The sequence below is a fragment of the Terriglobus sp. 2YAB30_2 genome (assembly GCF_052114765.1).
Taxonomy (GTDB): domain Bacteria; phylum Acidobacteriota; class Terriglobia; order Terriglobales; family Acidobacteriaceae; genus Terriglobus.
Map to the genome: position 1 here is coordinate 14,604 of NZ_JBFRFJ010000007.1, position 17,852 is coordinate 32,455.

Sequence of the window (17,852 nt, forward strand, 5' to 3'; positions counted from 1 at the left end):
TATCGCAAAGCAATGAATCCGTCTGATCCTGCGCATCTTCTCTACCACCTTCCAGAAACCCGACTCTTGCGGCGTATCGTTACGGGAGCAATCTGTCGCTATTTCGTGAATAGCGTCAGATCGATGGAATCAGCCATGCTTTTCATGCCCGCATCGTTCGGATGCAGGTGATCGCCGCTGTCGTACGTCGAAAGAAAGGCGTCCCGCTTTGCGGAATCTGACGTCGCCTTATCGAAATCGATCACCCCATCGAATTCGCCTCCGGTCCGTATCCACTGGTTCAATGCAGTGCGTACTTGCTCTCCGGCGGGCGAGGAGTATCCAGTTGGGAGGTACGGCGTAAGTGTTGCGCCGATGATCTTGAGCCCGTTTGCATGGGCGCGTGTGATCAGCAGGCGATCTGCCGCGATGAGCTCCTGTACCGACACATGGTCATAGGGATTCTTCTGGTCATAGCTATGTCCGATGTCGTTAATCCCTTCCAGCAGAACGACATACTTAACGTTCGCAAGCTCCAGGACATCACGGTCGAATCGCGACAGAGAACTGGGGCCGGTTACATCGTGGAGAATACGATTCCCGCCAATGCCTACATTCATCACCGCCATCGTTGCCGTTGGGGAATTTGCGGCCAAACGCTTGGCCAGCAGATCAGGCCAACGCTGGTTCGTATCGGCGGTACTTCTGGAGCCATCTGTAATACTGTCGCCGAAACAGAGAACCGCTCCCTGCGAAGGCGAGGACACCGCGACAGACTTCAGATAACGGAAGCTCATCAACTTCGTTGCATCCGTCAAGGTGAGAGCAGATACTTGGTTTCCCGGAGCCAGATAGTTGGTCGCATTCGCAAAGTTGTGTTGCGAGACGAAGGTCATCGGCTGCGTGGGAACGAACAAGCTGACGGCAACATCGCTCATCGCAGGGAAGGGCAAATGAACCGCATCGCTCCAGGCGAACTTGCCGGGGGGAATCACAATGCTCGCCTGCCCCTGAAAGGACAAGGCAACTGGCGTGGACACCGTATTGTCCGTCTGCCTGAGTGCGAGGGTGGCAGCGCTTACGGTAAGCGGTTCGATCCCAAACTCATTGGTCAACTGCACGCTGACTGTGTCCGTTGATCCAAGGGAGACGTGCACGATGTTGCGAATCGTCTTGTCACCGGCGTCGGCGGCTTTGGCAAGTGCCTGGACAGGCGCGGTAGCCCAGGTTCCCGTCATCACGGTGGAGGTAGCAGTCTGAGCCCCTGCCATTGAGATCGTTGTTAACAGAAAGCCAATCGCACACCATTGCTGAACACGCATTTTAGAGAACGCTCCGAGATAAGAAATCAATAACGCAATCGATGGTGCCAAACTCGAGACCCTTTGGGCAAGGCTCGATTCGACGGGATACCCAGCAACAGGGAAAAGGCTCTTAAAGCGGAACGGCCTCGTACAAAATGTACGAGGCCGTTTCGCTTTAGCGGTTTGTTAAGGTTTTAGAACTTCAGGATCGCGGCCAGTTGCAATGAGCGGCCGCCTCCAGTTCCGTTGACACCACTTCCGCTGCCAATGGTGCGGGTGATCTGACCGAAGGTTCCCCCGGTAATGTTCGCAACATCCGGACCGGTGCTGGTGGTTGGAGTTGCAAATTGTGGAGTATTTGACACCTGGAAGATGTCCATACGGATATCCAGCGTGGTGCCTTCTTTGTAGACCGGGAATGTCTTGAAGATCGACGCGTTGTTCTGCACGAATCCCGGACCACGGAATGCGTTGCGTGCCGTGTTGCCAACCGATGTGCCCGAAATCTCCGAGCAGACCGCCGTGCATCCGGCCGGCTGAGAGAAGACCGAGGTATCGAACCACTTGTGTCCTGGCCCGCCGCCCAGCTTCGTGAACGTTCCAGTGAGGTTGGCCGTCTGTGTCCATCCCGGTGTATTGAGATTGTTATTCGCTGTCACGCTGAACGGGGTACCGGTCACAACTGAGACCACTCCAGACAGCTTCCAGCCACCAATAGCGTAAGCTCCAATTCCGTGATTGAGGAACTTCTTGCCCCGACCGAACGGAAGCTCATAGGTGAACGCTTCCTGAAGATTGAACTTGCGGTCGTAATCGGTCGGACCGTAGTTGCGGCGCTGGTCCTGGTAGAACATGAAGCCGCCATCGTCTCCGGTGAAAAGGTTCAGCCCTTTGCCATACGTGAACGAGGTGATGTTGGAGAAGCCGTGCGTGAAGCGACGGTTCAACGATACCTGAAGCGAGTTGTAGTTGGTGGACGTGCCGATGAAGTATTGTGTGACTGCCGCTGTCCTTCCGAAAGCAATATTCAGTGGCAGGTCAGCATTGCCGCCCCCAAGACGCGAAGAGAGATTGATGTTCTGGTTTGCACCCATTCCTACGCCGTGGTTCCCGACATAGCCTACCGAGAGCGAGAAGTCCCATGGCAAGGCGTGTTGGACAAACAGGTTGTAGCTCTCCACGTACGGATTGCGATAGTTCTGCGGAATATAGGTATATGAGGAAGAGTTCAATGCCGTGCCGGCCGCGATTGAAATGATGCCGTTGGAGGGAACAGTCACCGGTACAGGAGCCGGGAAGCCTGCCTGAAAGGTCGCCGGCGTCGTGTTGTCCGCCAGCACGGCAGGGCCGTAGCTGTTCTGTGCTGTGGATTGGGTATACGCGTTATTGGCGCGTACCGGGTAGTTGTAGGCATAGCTGTTGTCTTCAAACGGCATGTAGCTCATACCAAAGCCGCCACGGACAACCAGTTTGTCGTTCACACGCAAGGCGAAGCCTGTACGGGGAGCGAAGTAGCTGTATCGAGTCTGGAGGCCCAGGTTGGAGGGGTTACCGCCGATGCCCGCAATCACCAGTGTGTTGTTCGACGGGTTGTAGTTGGAGAACTGTCCAGCCTTGCGAGCTGTGGCCGGTGGGTAGAACTCCCAGCGGAGGCCATAGTCCAACGTCAACCGTGATGTGGCATTCCATTTATCGCCGGCAAAGGCAAAGAACCACCACTGGCGATATGTCGGGAAATAGGTGAACAGATCACGGCCTGCGGCGCTCGGAAGACCAAGCAGGAACGAAGCAAGATCGTTATGGAAGTCCGTTGCCGGTCCACCGTTCAGGCCGGTCTGATTCTGACCAAAGGTATAGAGTCCACGCGGGCTGTACGTCTGGCCTTGAAGCAAATCGTCACGCACCCGGCGAAGGTCGACACCGAACTTGAACTGATGATTGCCCATCACCTTGGTCCAGTGATTGACGAAGTCAATGTTCGCTTCCGCCCGGATCCACGGCATAGAAGCGGCATAGCCGAGGGTCGGCTGCGAGAAGCTGCCCAGGTTGATGCCCACTTGGCCGGAGGTCAGGGTGTCGAGGTTCACACCGGGAACACCGATGGTCGTTGCATCCTTGTTGCCGTAGTCAGAAGGTTGCGCGTCGTTACGATAGTGCGCCACTCCTAGGCGAACCTCTGTGAGGAACGTGGACGAGAAGGTGTGAGTATAGTTTCCGCCTGTACTCCATGCCTTCTGAACACCACTGCCTGCGAAGCCGCCATTCGGAGAAGGTCCGCCTGCAAAGCTGCTGAAGATAGGGGCTTGAAACAGGTTGTTCTTCTGGTAGCTGAAGCGGCCACTCAGGCGGTCGGCGGCCCTGATCTGCCAATCGACCTTGCCATCGTAGTTGTCTGACGTCTTCTGGAATGGCAGGTTGATGAAGTAGTTATTACTGGGTGAGCTGGTCGAGCTGAGGTTTGTGTTGGGCGACGGAATCAGCGCCAGCAGTGCTGCGCTTACCGAATTCACACGTCCGCAGGGAATAAGGTTACCCGCGAACGGTGTACGGCCCTTGCCGGTGTTGCTGCCGGTCTGAGTGCCCGTTGACGGGTCATAGATCTGGCCCTTACCGTTTGCCGTGTAGCCATCGCTCAGATCGTAGAAGCCGCCGACGCAGGTCGTCGCCTTTTTAAAGGGAATCGTTACCGTATTGCTGTTCGCTTCGTGGTCAGAGGTGCGGAAATAATCGCCATAAAAAAACAGCTTGTCCTTAATAATGGGACCGCTCAGATTGCCGCCAAAGTAGTTGTAGGCGACCTTGCCTACCTTACTGGAGAAATACGAGCGCGCATTGAGGTAGTCGTTCTGCAGGTACTCTGAGGCGCTGCCATGGAACGCATTGCTGCCTGACTTCAACGTCACATTCACAACGGCGCCGACAGCGCGTCCGAGTTCCGCTTCGTAGTTGTTGGTCGATGTATCTACCGTCTGAATCGAATCGGCGGGAGGAATGAGCACCTGCAACAGACCGGTACGTTCATTGTCGTCAATACCTTCGATCTGGTAGACGTTGCCCATACGCGGCAGACCGTTTGCTTCCGTCTGCAGCGATGCGCTGGCGTTGAAGAATTGCGAGTGCTGGAATGTAGCCGGTGTAGTACCGGGTACAAGGTTCAGCAGAGACTGAAAGTTGCGGTTGGTTCCCACGGGCAGGTTTGCAAGCTTCTCAGCCTCAAGCTTGGTGCTGACGTCCGCACGGTCTGTCTGCAGCAGCGGAATAGTGTCGGTGACGGTAATCTCTTCAGTCGCCGCACCGGGGCTAAGGCTGAAGTCCACACGTGAAGTCGTATTCACAATCACGTCGACGGATGCACGGGTTTCTTTCTTGAAGCCTTGCATCTCGACGGAGATGGCGTAATTGCCCGGGGGAATGTCAGAGAACGTATAGTTGCCGCTATCGTTCGTGATGACCTCCCGCAGTGCGTTGGTAGAGGTTTCGCGCGCGATTACCCTGGCGTTTGGCGCAGCAGCGCCGGTCTTGTCCGTAACGGTGCCAACCAATGTGGCGGAGACGGTCTGCGCGTTACTAAGGGATGGGAAGAGAAGAAGGAATAGAACAAAGATATAGCGTGACATTCTGAAATGCCGTAGCAGGCTCATGGCTGCCTCCAAAAAGGTGCCGAAACACCACAGTTAAAGAAACACAACTCTAGTGGCCCCCAAAGATGCTGATTTGGGCCACGAGAAAACTAGAAGAGGCCGAGAGACGCTGTCAAGAAAAGATATCTCATGAAGATTGAGTTTTTTGCGACTAGTAACCTGACCTCGATCTTTGGAGACGTATCGGTATCCGATAGATGGAATTAGACTTGCCAGCCGGCAACCTCTGTTGTCGATCGATGTCGTTCGGCCGGCACCCCTGAGGCTGTCCTTTCAGGAGATATTTGAGCGATGTCGCAACTTTCTACCTGACGGAGTGGCTTTCGAGCCGCAACGTGTTCGGAGGCCATCCGCGAAATTCTATATTTGAGTCCAAGTTTTGGACTATAGTGTTAGGCGAAATGGCTGGCTCACTCCGCGAACGGCAGAAGGAACAGACCCGGATGGAGATGGTGCGCGCCGCCTACGATCTCTTCGTCCGGGATGGATATGACGAGGTTTCCATGGAAGCGATCAGCGAGGCCGCGGGCGTCTCGCGTGCGACCCTGTTCAACTACTTTGCGCGCAAGGAACTGATCTTGCCGGAGATTGCACGGTTACGTGTAGAGCGGCTGAAGGAATTTGCCGGCCAGATGGAGGCAGGCGTCCGTCCTGCCACACGGGACGAGATACTTGCCTTCATTCTGCGGATTGCGCGAGAGCATGAAGAGATCGCTCGCGGGCATCGCAAGCTGATGATGCTCGCGTGGTTTCAGCCGGCATCGTACGGCTATCTGCTGGAAAGGCGCGCTGAGGCTGTGGAAGTGCTGAGTGGTTTGATCGATCAGATCCCGCGCAGGAAAAAGCTATTTTCGGCACGTATGGTGGCTGAGACAATTTTCGCCGTCTTGATGGCGACGATGCTCGAATGGATGGTTAATGAAAAGCTGCCGCCGAACTGGCTTTCGCACACGCTGGAGCAGCGGCTTGGTGTTGCGTTTGCGGGGGGCGTATGAAGCGGAACGCAGTGATCGCGGGTGGTGTCGTAATTCTGGTGGCGAGCATCGCCCTGGCGTATTGGTTGTTACGCGGACCGAGGCCGCTGGTCTACTCCGGTACGGTGGAGACACGTGAGATCGAGGTGGGATCGAAGGTAGGCGGCCGCGTGACCGACGTCGCCGTCGAAGAGGGCCAGATGGTGAAGGCTTCCACGATGCTCGTGCGCTTTGAGGCGGATGAGCTGAAGGCACAGTTAGCGCAGTCACGGGCATCTGCGGATCAGGCCGAGGCGGATCTTGCCAAGATGGAGCACGGTAACCGTCCCGAAGAGATTGCCCAGGCTGAGGCGACGGCACGAGCCCAGCAGGCAGCATATGAAGCTGCGAAGAGCGGGCCGCGCACGCAGGAGCTTGCGCAGGCGCAGGCCGACTACGACGCAGCACAGGCAGATGCGATCAACGCCGAGGCGACTTTCAAGCGTATGGCAATGCTGGTGCGCGGCGAGACGATCTCGCGGCAGCAGTACGATGACGCATTGGCAAAACGCGACGCCATGGCACAGAAGTCGGAATCCGCAAGGCAGCGGTTGAAGCTATTGCAGGCAGGCACCCGCAAAGAAGATCTGGATGCGGCCGAACAGCGGTATCTACAGGCCAAAGCCGCGGCTGCCCTGGCGGAGCGCGGTTTTCGCAAGGAAGATATCCAGGCGGCGCGCGGGCGGCTGGCACAGGCTCGCGGTCATGTCGAAGAGTTGCAGGCGCGTTTGCGTGAAGCTGAACTGACGGCTCCGGCCGACGGCTTGATTGAAACAGTGAGTGTGCGCAGTGGTGACCTGGTTCCCGCAGGCCGCATTGTGCTGACGATGCTTGAGAGCTCGCAGCTCTGGGTAAGGATCTATATTCCGGAGACGGAGATGGCGAAGGTGAAGGTGGGCCAGCATGCAACGGTCGCCGTCGACTCCCTCGGCGGACGCAGCTTTACCGGGCACGTGATGCAGGTGAACGCTTCATCTGAATTTCTACCGCGGAATGTACAGACGCGTGATGATCGCCAGCACCAGGTCTTTGGTGCAAAGGTGATGGTTGATAACCCTGACGGCGTGCTGAAGTCCGGCATGGCGGCAACGGTGCGTCTGCCATGACCGCGGCGATTACTGCCGATGGCATGACGATTCGCTTCGGCAGCTTTACCGCCGTGCAGGACGTGAGCTTCCAGGTCGGTAAGGGGGAATTGTTCGGATTTCTCGGGCCAAACGGTTCGGGGAAGACGACGATCATCAAAGCCTTATGTGGTCTGCTGACGCCAACCGAAGGTACAGGCACCATCCTCGGGATGGATATCCGCAAGCATGCAGCGGATATTCGCCGGCACGTCGGATACATGTCGCAGAAGTTCGGTTTGTATGAAGACCTGACGGTGGCCGAGAACCTGACCTTTTACGCCGGCGTGTATGGCATCAAAGGAACGCAGGCTGAGCAGCGCACAAAAGAGTTGCTGGCGTTGACCGGTATGGAGCCGTATCTCGATCGGCGTGTAGGAGCTCTCTCCGGCGGATGGAAGCAGCGCCTCTCGTTGAGCTGTGCCATCATCCATTCGCCACAGGTACTCTTTCTGGACGAGCCGACGGCCGGTATCGACCCCGTGGCGCGGCGGTCGCTATGGGATCTGTTCTTTCAGCTTTCCGGCCAGGGCGTTACGTTTTTCGTGACGACGCACTACATGGATGAGGCTGAGCGCTGTGGCCGTGTGGGCTATATCTATCTCTCAAAGTTGGCGGCGATCGGCACCATTGCCGAGTTGCAGCAGTTGCCTGAAGCCAATCCGAAAGGAACAGTGCGGATTCAGATTGAAGCGCCGGATGCTTCCATGGAACTGACGCGTCTGCGATCGATGAAGGGCGTTCGCGAAGCGACGATCTTCGGACGTTCGATTCATGCCCTGGTGGAGCAGGATGATCTGGATGCCATTCGGCAGCAGCTCAACGGGGCATCCGTGGAGACGATAGTCCCATCGCTTGAGGATGTCTTCGTCACGTTGACCTACGAGATCATGAAGGAGCGGCGATGAAGGATCTCTTCTACGGGGTATGGCCCATCTGCCGCAAGGAGTTCACGCACATCCGGCGTGACCCCACAACGCTGTTCTTCACATTGGCGGTGCCGTTGATGCAGTTGTTTCTGCTTGGTCTTGCGGTGGACACAAACGTGCGTCAGATTGCGACGGTCGTTCTGGATGAATCGCATACGCAGCAGAGCCGGCAGTTTATCGACAAACTTGCAGCCTCAGACTCATTCCATATCGTGGCTCATGTTGACTCCGCGGATAAGCTGGATAACGCCATTCGTGCAGGGGAAGCAAGAGTCGGCGTACGGATTCCGTATGACTACGCGCGCCGCTTGCAGGAGGGCAACACCGCCAGGGTGCTGGTGTTAATGGATGGCTCGGACTCATCCGTTGCCGGGCAGGCGACGAATGCCTCCACTGGCGTGGCGATGCAGCTCTCGCTCGCGCAGTTACTGGGCAATTCGCCGATGCCGGTAGAAGTAAGGCCATCGGTCCTCTACAACCCCAGCACGCGTTCAGCGAACTTCTTTATCCCGGGTCTGATTGCGGTCTTGCTGCAGATGATGGTGATCCTGATGGTAGCCCTGAGCCTGGTGCGCGAACGAGAGCGCGGCACGCTGGAGCAGTTGACTATGACGCCGGTGGCCCCGTTGGGCTTGATGGTTGGCAAGATGATCCCATATGGCGTGATGGCCTTTGCGGAGCTGTGCGTGATCCTCGCAGTGATGCGCGTAGTCTTCCTGGTGCCGGTGCATGGAAATGTACTGACGTTGCTCGTACTATCGATGCCTTTCCTGCTGACGGTGCTTGGCCTCGGGTTGATCATCTCCACCAAGGCACAGACGCAGGCAGAGGCCTTTCAGCTTGCAATGGCGACTATTCTTCCATCGATCTTTCTTTCCGGATACATCTTTCTGATTGAGAACATGCCGCCGTTCTTTGCCATGCTCAGCAAGCTGGTTCCGACGACGTACTATATCCGCATTGTGCGTGGCATCGTGTTACGCGGCGCCGGCCTCGAGGATCTCTGGATGAATGGATTAATTCTGCTTCTGATGGGCTGTGCGACCGTTGGCATTGCGGCTCTACTGTTTGTGCGGCAACAGCGGCATACATAAATCAGATCGCAAAAAAAGTGCGCATTCCTCGGAGTCGGGGGAATGCGCTAATTCAATCTAGCGGAGAAACTATATATTGGTTCGCTCAGCACAGGCGCCACCAATTCGAAAAGGTAGATGCGCTGCTATGCCAAATGGTTGTGTTTGAGATTCGGGCTACCAGTCTTGTCTGACGAGCGCAAAAAAAGGCGCCACGATGTGGCGCCTTAATGTCGAACCTTTCTCTCTACCAATAGGTAATATTCAGGTTGTCCAGCATGGTCGTGTAGGGAGTCTGGGCATAGTTGCCATCCATCTGATAGTTCACGGTCATGCCATACCAGCCGCTGGGAACAGCGAACGGCGCAACTGTCTGATTGATGGTGTATGTGGTTCCATTCACCGTGATGGATTGGTACGTCAGGTCGTTGTTCGATTCGCGCTGAACCTGGAAGCTGACATGATTCCAGCTTTTGTCATTGAGCGTACACGGAATACTTGTATGGACCCACTGTACGTTCACGTTGTTCCAGATGTCCCACACATTGCCGTTGAGATGGTTGCACTCCATTCCGAACTCCATGCCGACGCCATACATAAACAGATTGATATCAAATTCCAGATCCTGCGTGACCGCGAGGTTACTGACGTAGACGTCGGTGTCGTAGACCATGTGATGAATGGAAGGCAGAATGGTCTGATTCGTGTCGGGCATGTTCTGGGTGGTGCCCTGGCCGATCAGCTTATTCGACCAAAGAGCATCAGAGTAAGGGGTCGATCCGCCGACCCAGAAGATTGTGCCGTTGCCGCTCAACGAACCGGAGCCGACATGCTGCGTCATCGACCAATCTACTCCGGAGCAGGGAGAACCGCAGATGTCGTAGTTCGGTGGGAGCTCACCCCACTGATTCCAGCCGTTGGTCGCGTGAATATTGCCAATTTTTGTTCCTGCGGCGACATTGACCGTGATCGGGGTCGTTGAGGCCCCGCCACATCGATCCCATGCTTGAACGACGGTTTTTTGCGTACCGGCGGGAAGTGTCAGGGTGGTATCCATTGACGACCCACCCACCGTGTAAGCCAGAGAGTTATTGACGTAGACTCCCATCGCACTCACTCCGCTGCCGCAGCTTGTCGTTGCGTTTGCAGCGTAGTGCACCTGGGCGCTCACGGTGCTGTTGTTCGCAGGAGAACTCACGCTGACTCCACCCTGAGAGGTTGCCGTAAGGTTCAATATTGCGTTGGTGGCGCCACCGCAATAATCCCACGCCTGTACGGCGACTCGATGGCTGCCAGGGGAAAGGTTGAGAGTAGCATTCATCGATGAGCCCCCGGCCTGATAGATCAGGCCGTTGTCTACATAGACACCCATAGCCGAGACCCCTTGGGCACAGCCAGTGCTTCCACTAGCGACAAACTGCACGCTGGTACCAACAGTTGATCCGTTTGCAGGAGAACTGACGACCACTGTCGCGAATGCAGGCCACGAGATGAAGAGAGATAGTAAGAAAAAAAGACGAAAAACCTTCATCAAAAAAATCCTAGTAGTGATCTCGCGCACCGCCCCCAGGGGTTCTTCAAGGGTCGACAAATTGACGGCGATGCTGACTGGCAGAAAAGGAAAGCAATCGTTCTGATTGCAAAATGGTGAAATTCGCGATTGCGCTGTTGCTCTACTCTTTGCCGCAGACACTCCCTCGGCTGACTTGCAAGTCTGCAAAAGTGCTTTCCAAATCCACTACTGGAATAGCCAAATGCTAACTCAATTTTCAGGGAACACAATAAGTATTCTGTACGGATGGCAACGTATTTTTGAGGGGGCACATCTAACCGCAATTAATTCCCTGCGGCTTGGCAATTTTTACGCAACACCTGGAAATTTTCTCCGATGTTTTGGAGAGGCCCGGAAAATGTGGGGTCAGGATCCCGAGGGGTCATCTCATCTCGCACACCGTTGCATGACGATGAATTTGAAACCGCAAAATCAAAGGCCCCCCACCTTGGAGGGCCTTGTCATTGCTTGCTTCGCTTTTGTCTACCAGTAGATCAGGCTGAGCTTGTCAACGTAGCTCTTGATCGCGGTCTGGTGCTCATCGCCATCCATCTGGTAGTTCACGGTGACGCCGTACCAGTTTGCCGGGACGTAGAACGGCGGGGCCGTCTTGTTCAGGGCGATGGTCTTGCCGTTCAGCGTGATGGTTTGATAGGTCAGCGTGTTGTCATCGTTTCGCTTGGCGCTGATGGTCACGTGGTTCCAGGCGTCCTTCAGTGGATTGCATGCGATGCCGGTGGCTTCCCAGTGCTTGTCAACGTTGTTCCAGAGAGCCCATTCATGGCCACCGTGGAGGCGGCACTCCGTACCCCAGGTCATACCGAAAGAGTTGAGGAACCAGTTGATGTCGAACTCCAGTGCCTGGGTGTGCGCCTCATCATAGCTGGTGACATAGAAGTACGCATCGTAGGTGAAGTTCTTGGTTGCAGCGATGAGGGTGTGGTCGACATCCGGAAGACTCTGTGATGAGTACGCACCGATCAGGTGGTTCCAGAAGAGTACGTCGGAGTAGGGCAGAGTGCCGCCAAGGTTGAACTGCGTCGCAGATCCGCTGAGGGACGGATTGGCAATGTTCCGGTTGTAGGAGTAGGTAATGCCGGCGCATGGGTTTGCTTCAACATGATCGACACAGTTGTCGTAGTCGGGAGCCTTCTGGCCAGACATATTCCATGCCGGGCTCATCTGCAGATTGCTGAAAGTGTTCGATGCTCCGAGAACGGTAAGGTCGATAGCGTTCTTGGCGTAGCCACCGCAATTATCCCAGGACTGCACGATGGTGTGATGCGCGCCAGGTGCAAGCGCGGCCTGGTAATTGAGGGCATTGCCATTCTCGACTTCAACGAGCTGGTTATCGATATAAAGGCCCATCGCCGCTACGCCGGAGGCGCAGGTCGTTGTGGCGGAGGCGACGAACGCCGGCTGCGTGCTGGAGTTGCCGGCGGCAGGCGAGTTCACCCAGACGCCTGCCTGGTTCTGGGCCGTAATCGGCACTGGCAGATTTGTCGATCCACCGCAGTTGTCCCATGCCTGCACGACGGTGTAGTGCGATCCCAATGAAACTGGCAGTGTTGTGTTGAGGGAGGCTCCCTGGGCTACATAGACGAGCGTGTTGTCAATGTAGACGCCGATTGATGCGATACCGCGGCTGCACGTCACTGTGGTCGCTGTGGCCGCGAACGTTACGTTCGTGCCTGTGGTCTGTCCGATGAAAGGTTGCGAGACAAGAACGGTTGCGTGCGCTGAGCTCGCGATGACAAATGCCGCGACAAGGCATAGAAGTGCGGTAAGTTTCCGCATGGGGAACCTGCTTGACCACGAAGTTCTGCTGCCCTTGATCTCCCTGAGCTTGAGCAGTTCTCGTGGGGGGGATTTGCTTGCTTTTGTTATTCAGAGAGTAACCCGGTACTTCAGGAAGTCAGCTACCACTTTCGAGGAACCGGAAGAAGCGATGCCGATTTGGGATTAAAGGCGCTTAACGCATATCCGCCCGGGATATTGCCCTATTCCATCAGTCTGCGTGTGGATCGTGAATTCACGACTTTGTTACAGGAAGTACAACCTAATGTCTGATACGGCGCTCTCATGATCACGCCTGGAGTTCTGTATGTTGCTGTATACCTTTCTCCGTGATCGTTCTGTGCTGAATAACTTTCATCCCCCGCCCTCCCTCTGAACAATCCCGTTACAAGCTGTAAGTAAATAAGCTCGCGACATAAGAACTATGCCAGTGCGTACCGAACATTTCATGTTTCGCTGATTCGCAGGAGGTTCTCCCAGTCATGCTTCCACGACTTATTGCAGTCGCCATCGTGGCCGTGTGTACGTCACGGCTTTGCAGTCAATCACCGCTTAGTTTCGAGAGCTACGGAGACGGATACAACGGAGGCAGTGGCCCGTTGATCGCAGCCGACTTTGATCACGACGGCAAAGTTGACCTGGTCCAATGCAGCTCAACACAACACCTGATCTTTCGCGCCGGCAAAGGAGATGGCACATTTCAGCCGCCGGTAACAGCATTCGCAGATGCTCTCGCACTGCAGGGCGGCGTTGCATCCGATGTAAATCATGATGGCAATCTGGATCTCGTTACGGTCGCATCTCAGAATCCTCCCCCTCCTCCCGCGCCGGCCGCATATGTGCTGAGTATTTTCCTGGGGAATGGAGACGGCACGTTTCGCGCGCCGCAGACCTACACGACCACTCAAGGACCTGGGCAAGCCGTCGTTGGCAATTTCTTCAATGATGGTCAACCGGATATTGCAGTTGGCGAGTCGTACGGCCTGATTGAGCTGTTCCGCAACGCTGGGGATGGAACGTTTGTTTCTGCGGGTTCTATATCGGTCGGCACCGGAAATTTCAGCCCGGTTCAGGTAGCAGCAGGGAGTTTGAACGGCACCGGTGTCTCAGATCTTGCAGCACTTGTTCTGAACTCCAATGACTTTGCGATGCCATCGGAACTGAGCGTCTTGTGGAATAACGGTAGTGGGACTTTCACCCGGCAGGTGCTTGGTCAATACTCATGGCCGCAAATCATAAGCGCTCAAATGAACGGGGATAGGAACGCAGACATCCTTGTGAGCTATCAGTGTGATCTTCCGGCGGGGGCGAAGTATTGCGTCGGGTTTGATGGCTTTTATGGACAGGGAGAGAACAAGCTTTATAAGAGAACTCTGGTCAATTCGACGTCGGGATTAAATCCCGGAGATCTTGGTCAGATTGCAGGCGTCGATGTGGATGCAGACGGCTACATCGATATCGCCGCGATTGGCGCTCTGCAGTGTGATGGCTCTACCGGAGAGTGTAATGACGCCCCGCAGGGCCTTTCGATCTGGCGGGGGAATGCAGATGGATCCTTTCTCCAGACTCCGGAGAACTTCTTCACATCGCGGAATGTGCAGGTGGGTGCAGCTGCTATGGCGGATTTCAATCGCGATGGAAGGATGGACTTCGCCCAGACGCAACCCGGTGCCGGAGGGCCAACGGAGTTCTACCTGAACGCGACACGGCGAACGAACTGTGGAACCTACACCATCAGCCCATCCGTGACGGTGTGTGCTCCGGTCGACAACACCTATTTGCCAAGTCCCGTGCGTGTTCGCGCTAATAGTTATGACACGACGCCGGTGACAGCCCTCCAGGAGTACGTCGATGGCGCGCTGAAGTACTCTGAGGCAGTCACGAGCTTCGACCAGAGATTTCCGGTGAGCGAGGGCTCTCACCTGTTCGTGACCAAAGCCTGGGATGCAAGCGGGGTGAGCTTCATGTCCTCCAGGACCGTAACCGTGTACGACGGGACGCCTGGTGCCACCTGCTACGCGGCGACGAATGCGGCTAGCCTCTGTTTACCAAAGGGAATGAGTAGCTCCGGCCCGATCCTGATTGTGGGCAATGGGAACACCGGGACAAATCTCACGACCGCGGCACAGCTTTATATCGATGGCAGTCTGGTCGTGAATAACGAAGCCTCGTGCGGAGCCGCATGTTATGGAGTCAATACGATGGTGCAGACGGAGCAGACGCTATCCTCTGGATCACACGATATCGTCTTCAAGGTATGGGATCTGGCAGGGAATGTGTATCAGGACGAGAAGACAATTTATGTAGAGTAAGGCTGGACACCAGGGATAGTACCGACCGCGGCTGGAGATATTCCAGCCGCGGTCGAATTATTGGACCGTGATGGTCTTATCAGCACTGTAGATGTTCCCATTGGCGTCCCAAAGTTTGAAGACAAGATCATGGCTGCCACTGGAAAGGCCTTGATAAGTATCGACAAGCGATGAGCCGCCGGGGCAGGCTCCATAGTTGTTGCAGCTTGTGTTGTTTATGACGAGGCTGCCGTCAATATAGAGCTGGGCCGCGGTCGGAACATAGGAGGTATAGCCGTTGGCAACGATATGCACCGGCGAGGTAGAACTCGCACCGGAGGGAAGACATATCTCCGCGGTTCCCAGCGCGGCTGCGCAGACTGACCCAGGTGTCCCGTTGTAGAGAGTCACGTGCCGGACAGACCTGAAGTTTAAGCCGGTGTAGTCCCATGCTTTAGCGACAAGATAAAAAGAGCCCTCTCCGAGTTGGAAGGTTCGGTGGAAACCAGTGACCGGCCGCGAATAGGCCAAGGAACCATTGATATACAACTGCATCGCTGTCACCTGGTTTGTGTCATAGGCGTTGGCCTGTACTGTGAGGGCGGGAGCGGGAAGGTAGGTATTGTCGACAGGCTGGCATACCGTGACGGTGGGATTGATCTGGCTTGTAGCGCAGGGAGCACGGTTGGTTGCGTTCAGGTAGATCTGGGTTTGCGCGTCTCCCGGAAGCGCTTGCGCGAAGTCAATCATCCCATCGCGGTTGAAGTCCGCTACGACAAGTTGTCCGGTGCCGTTTGAGGTTGCGATGAAGCGGCTCGCACTCTGATCGAAGGAGCCATCCGGGTGGCCGAGCCAAATGAAGAGTCCTGTCTGGCTGCCGTTCTGGTCGGAGGTGCCGGTGACAAGATCGCCGATGCCATCGCCGTTGACGTCAGCGGCCCATAGATATCTCGCTGCTCCAACTGTATCTGCGGTGATGATGTGGCGTTCAAAGGTCTTCTGCTGTCCCTGCCCATAGAAGACATCGACACCTTCGCACGTGGAGATCGGTCCTTTGGGGCCAGGGTACTGGGGGTTGGGGTGGCAGTCATAGGAGATGAGAATGTCTGCCATGCCATCCTGATTTAGATCGCCGACGTTAAGCCCCGCGGGATTGGTATAGGCCGTCATAGTACTCTTCCTGAAATTCCCGGCTCCATCGTTCCAGAGGACGTAGGCGGAGTCAGAGGTGAGTACCGCTAGGTTCGTGACTCCGTCGCCGTCGAAATCGCCAGCCTTCACATTCAGGATGTCTCTGGTCGGGTCAATCGGAACTGTGTTGCTTAGCACAAAACTTTTGCCGTCTGTGTTGTTGAAGATTTCGACCGACCCTTGCGAATCACCGATCGCCAGGTCAGGGCGTTGATCTCCGTTGAAGTCGCCGACCGCCATCGCACGTGGAGAACCTGAGGTAGCCATTGCGACAGCAGGTTGGAAGGTACCATCCCCGTTGCCGAGAAAGACATCGAAGGTGCCACCGATACAAAGGGCAATGACATCAAGCTTGCCATCCTGGTTGAGGTCAGCCGCGGCGATATCTTCCACTTCTGAACTGTCCGCCTGCCCGACCGTGATCGGAGGCTGGAACGTCCCGTCGCCGTTACCAAGGCGCAGCGTGACTACGGTAAAGCTGGAACCTCCGCCGAAGACCATGTCAGGTTTGCCGTCTCCGTTGAAGTCACCTTGTGCCATGGCTTCGACGCCGAAGGCCATGTAGGTATCGCGACTCAGTTCAAAACTCGGATTGGTTTGCGCGGGAAGAAGAGAGCTGCTGGCTAATAGAAGTAAGACAGGGACAACGGGGAACCGCATGAGGGACTCCTGAAGACGAGCCTTGTGATTGCTGCGGACTAAAGGAGTCTTCCGTAGGCAAGATGGTTGCTCAAGCTATCGATTAATTCTTTATTCAGGACAGAAGCTTTCCAGCGCATGGGTGCCGCGCTGAGGGAGGCGTTATCAGCTATTTGGCGGATGCAACCGGTAACGGTTTTGCCAGATATCCATTTCTTGTCCGCACTGTGAGTTTCTGACGTCCCGCAAATGCATCGACGTGCACTGTGCGATAGCCGCCGTTGCTAGGCGGATTGGTAGACCGGTATCCGATGGTGTATTGGGTTCTGATATCTTCTGCTACGGCCGAGGCGATCGTATCCACTTCCTTCAGTGATTTCGGGAAGAAGGCGGCTCCGCCCGTCTGATCGGCAATCTGTTCGAGCAGGGCGTGAGCACGCTGTGCTTCCGCCTTGTCGATGTCGTCACCGAAGAGAAGGCCAACGCAATAGATCACCGGCCCTTCCAGACCCTGCACGCGCTTGATCATATCTCTCAATGTCGTTCGCGAAGCGTTGTCGTCACCATCTGTAATCAGGACGAGAACCTGTTTGGCATTCTTACGGTGTTTCGACATGTATTCGGCTGACGCCATCACGGCGTCGTAAGCCGCGGTGCCTCCGGTGGACTTCACATAACGTAAGCCCTGCTGCAGCTTGTCTACCGAGGAGGTAAAGTCCTGATCGATGTAAGCCTTTGAGCTGAAGTCGACGAGAAAGGCTTCATCTTTGGGATTGGAAAGCCGGATGAGGTCCAGAGATGCTTTCTCTACCGCTGCGCGCTTGTCATACATGGACGCTGAACTGTCGATCAGCAGCCCGATCGAAACGGCGGTGTCTTCATGCCGGAAGCTGGTGATAACTTGCGGCACACCGTCTTCCGCGACCTGGAACTTGTCTTTTGTAAGATTGGTCGCCGGCCGGCCTGAGGGATCAAGAACGGTTACATTGAGCTGTACTTCATAGGCGTCTGCTCGTAACGTATAACGTCCACCTGCATCCTTCTGGATCGGACCGGTCGCGGCAGTGGAAGCTGGTTCAGGCTGCGCAGGAGGAGCGTTGTCGGGATCGATGGAGGGTGCCGGATCACGATCCACACTTAGAGAGCGTGACGATTGTGGCGCAGTTTGCGCAAGAGCTGCACGCGCACACATCACTGTCAAAACCGAGCAGATCAGGAAGGAAAGGCGAAGCCGCATAGATACCTGGTCAAACGAAGATCCGTAGGGTTCCGATTGAGGCACTGCCACAATCTTCAACGTACGTTTGATTGGATGACAA

Annotated in this window: 11 protein-coding genes; 5 read left to right on the forward strand and 6 right to left on the reverse strand. The window is 55.7% G+C overall.

All coding sequences use genetic code 11. The features are described from left to right. Window positions 1–98: 98 nt before the first annotated feature. The gene (locus AB4Y89_RS12075) at window positions 99–1,301 is read right to left on the reverse strand and encodes an SGNH/GDSL hydrolase family protein (RefSeq protein WP_442301181.1); all 1,203 of its coding nucleotides are present in this window, start codon (window positions 1,299–1,301) and stop codon (window positions 99–101) included. A gap of 176 nt (window positions 1,302–1,477) precedes the next feature. Beyond that, window positions 1,478–4,924: a carboxypeptidase regulatory-like domain-containing protein gene (locus AB4Y89_RS12080; protein ID WP_442301182.1), complete on the reverse strand. Its 3,447-nt coding sequence runs from the start codon at window positions 4,922–4,924 to the stop codon at window positions 1,478–1,480. Between the two features lie 401 nt (window positions 4,925–5,325). On the opposite strand from AB4Y89_RS12080, the gene AB4Y89_RS12085 reads away from it, so the two are divergent. From AB4Y89_RS12085 to AB4Y89_RS12100, 4 genes are read left to right on the forward strand one after another with little or no spacing between them, the layout of a single operon-like run. Beyond that, the gene (locus AB4Y89_RS12085) at window positions 5,326–5,919 is read left to right on the forward strand and encodes a TetR/AcrR family transcriptional regulator (protein ID WP_442301183.1); all 594 of its coding nucleotides are present in this window, start codon (window positions 5,326–5,328) and stop codon (window positions 5,917–5,919) included. Further along, the gene (locus tag AB4Y89_RS12090) at window positions 5,916–7,043 is read left to right on the forward strand and encodes an HlyD family secretion protein (RefSeq protein ID WP_442301184.1); all 1,128 of its coding nucleotides are present in this window, start codon (window positions 5,916–5,918) and stop codon (window positions 7,041–7,043) included. The genes AB4Y89_RS12085 and AB4Y89_RS12090 overlap by 4 nt, the downstream gene beginning before the upstream one ends. Next, window positions 7,040–7,969, forward strand: coding sequence for an ATP-binding cassette domain-containing protein (locus AB4Y89_RS12095; RefSeq protein ID WP_442301185.1), 930 nt, complete (start codon window positions 7,040–7,042; stop codon window positions 7,967–7,969). The genes AB4Y89_RS12090 and AB4Y89_RS12095 overlap by 4 nt, the downstream gene beginning before the upstream one ends. Further along, window positions 7,966–9,084, forward strand: coding sequence for an ABC transporter permease (locus tag AB4Y89_RS12100; protein ID WP_442301186.1), 1,119 nt, complete (start codon window positions 7,966–7,968; stop codon window positions 9,082–9,084). The genes AB4Y89_RS12095 and AB4Y89_RS12100 overlap by 4 nt, the downstream gene beginning before the upstream one ends. Window positions 9,085–9,310: 226 nt before the next feature. On the opposite strand, the gene AB4Y89_RS12105 is transcribed toward AB4Y89_RS12100, so the two are convergent. Continuing rightward, entirely contained in the window at window positions 9,311–10,594 is a 1,284-nt protein-coding gene (locus tag AB4Y89_RS12105) for an Ig-like domain-containing protein (protein WP_442301187.1), read from the reverse strand. Between the two features lie 504 nt (window positions 10,595–11,098). Beyond that, window positions 11,099–12,412 carry a hypothetical protein gene (locus tag AB4Y89_RS12110; protein ID WP_442301188.1) on the reverse strand — a complete coding sequence of 438 codons (1,314 nt, stop codon included), beginning with the start codon at window positions 12,410–12,412 and terminating at the stop codon, window positions 11,099–11,101. Window positions 12,413–12,894: 482 nt separating this feature from the next. On the opposite strand from AB4Y89_RS12110, the gene AB4Y89_RS12115 reads away from it, so the two are divergent. Continuing rightward, complete coding sequence (locus tag AB4Y89_RS12115; protein ID WP_442301189.1) at window positions 12,895–14,724, forward strand: FG-GAP repeat domain-containing protein; 1,830 nt, start codon at window positions 12,895–12,897, stop codon at window positions 14,722–14,724. A 57-nt stretch (window positions 14,725–14,781) separates the two neighbouring features. On the opposite strand, the gene AB4Y89_RS12120 is transcribed toward AB4Y89_RS12115, so the two are convergent. Both AB4Y89_RS12120 and AB4Y89_RS12125 read right to left on the reverse strand, forming a co-directional pair. Beyond that, on the reverse strand, window positions 14,782–16,554 hold the full coding sequence (locus AB4Y89_RS12120; RefSeq protein ID WP_442301190.1) for an FG-GAP repeat domain-containing protein: 1,773 nt from the start codon (window positions 16,552–16,554) through the stop codon (window positions 14,782–14,784). Between the two features lie 148 nt (window positions 16,555–16,702). Continuing rightward, a complete protein-coding gene (locus AB4Y89_RS12125) occupies window positions 16,703–17,770 on the reverse strand; it encodes a VWA domain-containing protein (RefSeq protein WP_442301191.1) in 1,068 nt (355 codons plus the stop codon). Window positions 17,771–17,852 lie beyond the last annotated feature (82 nt).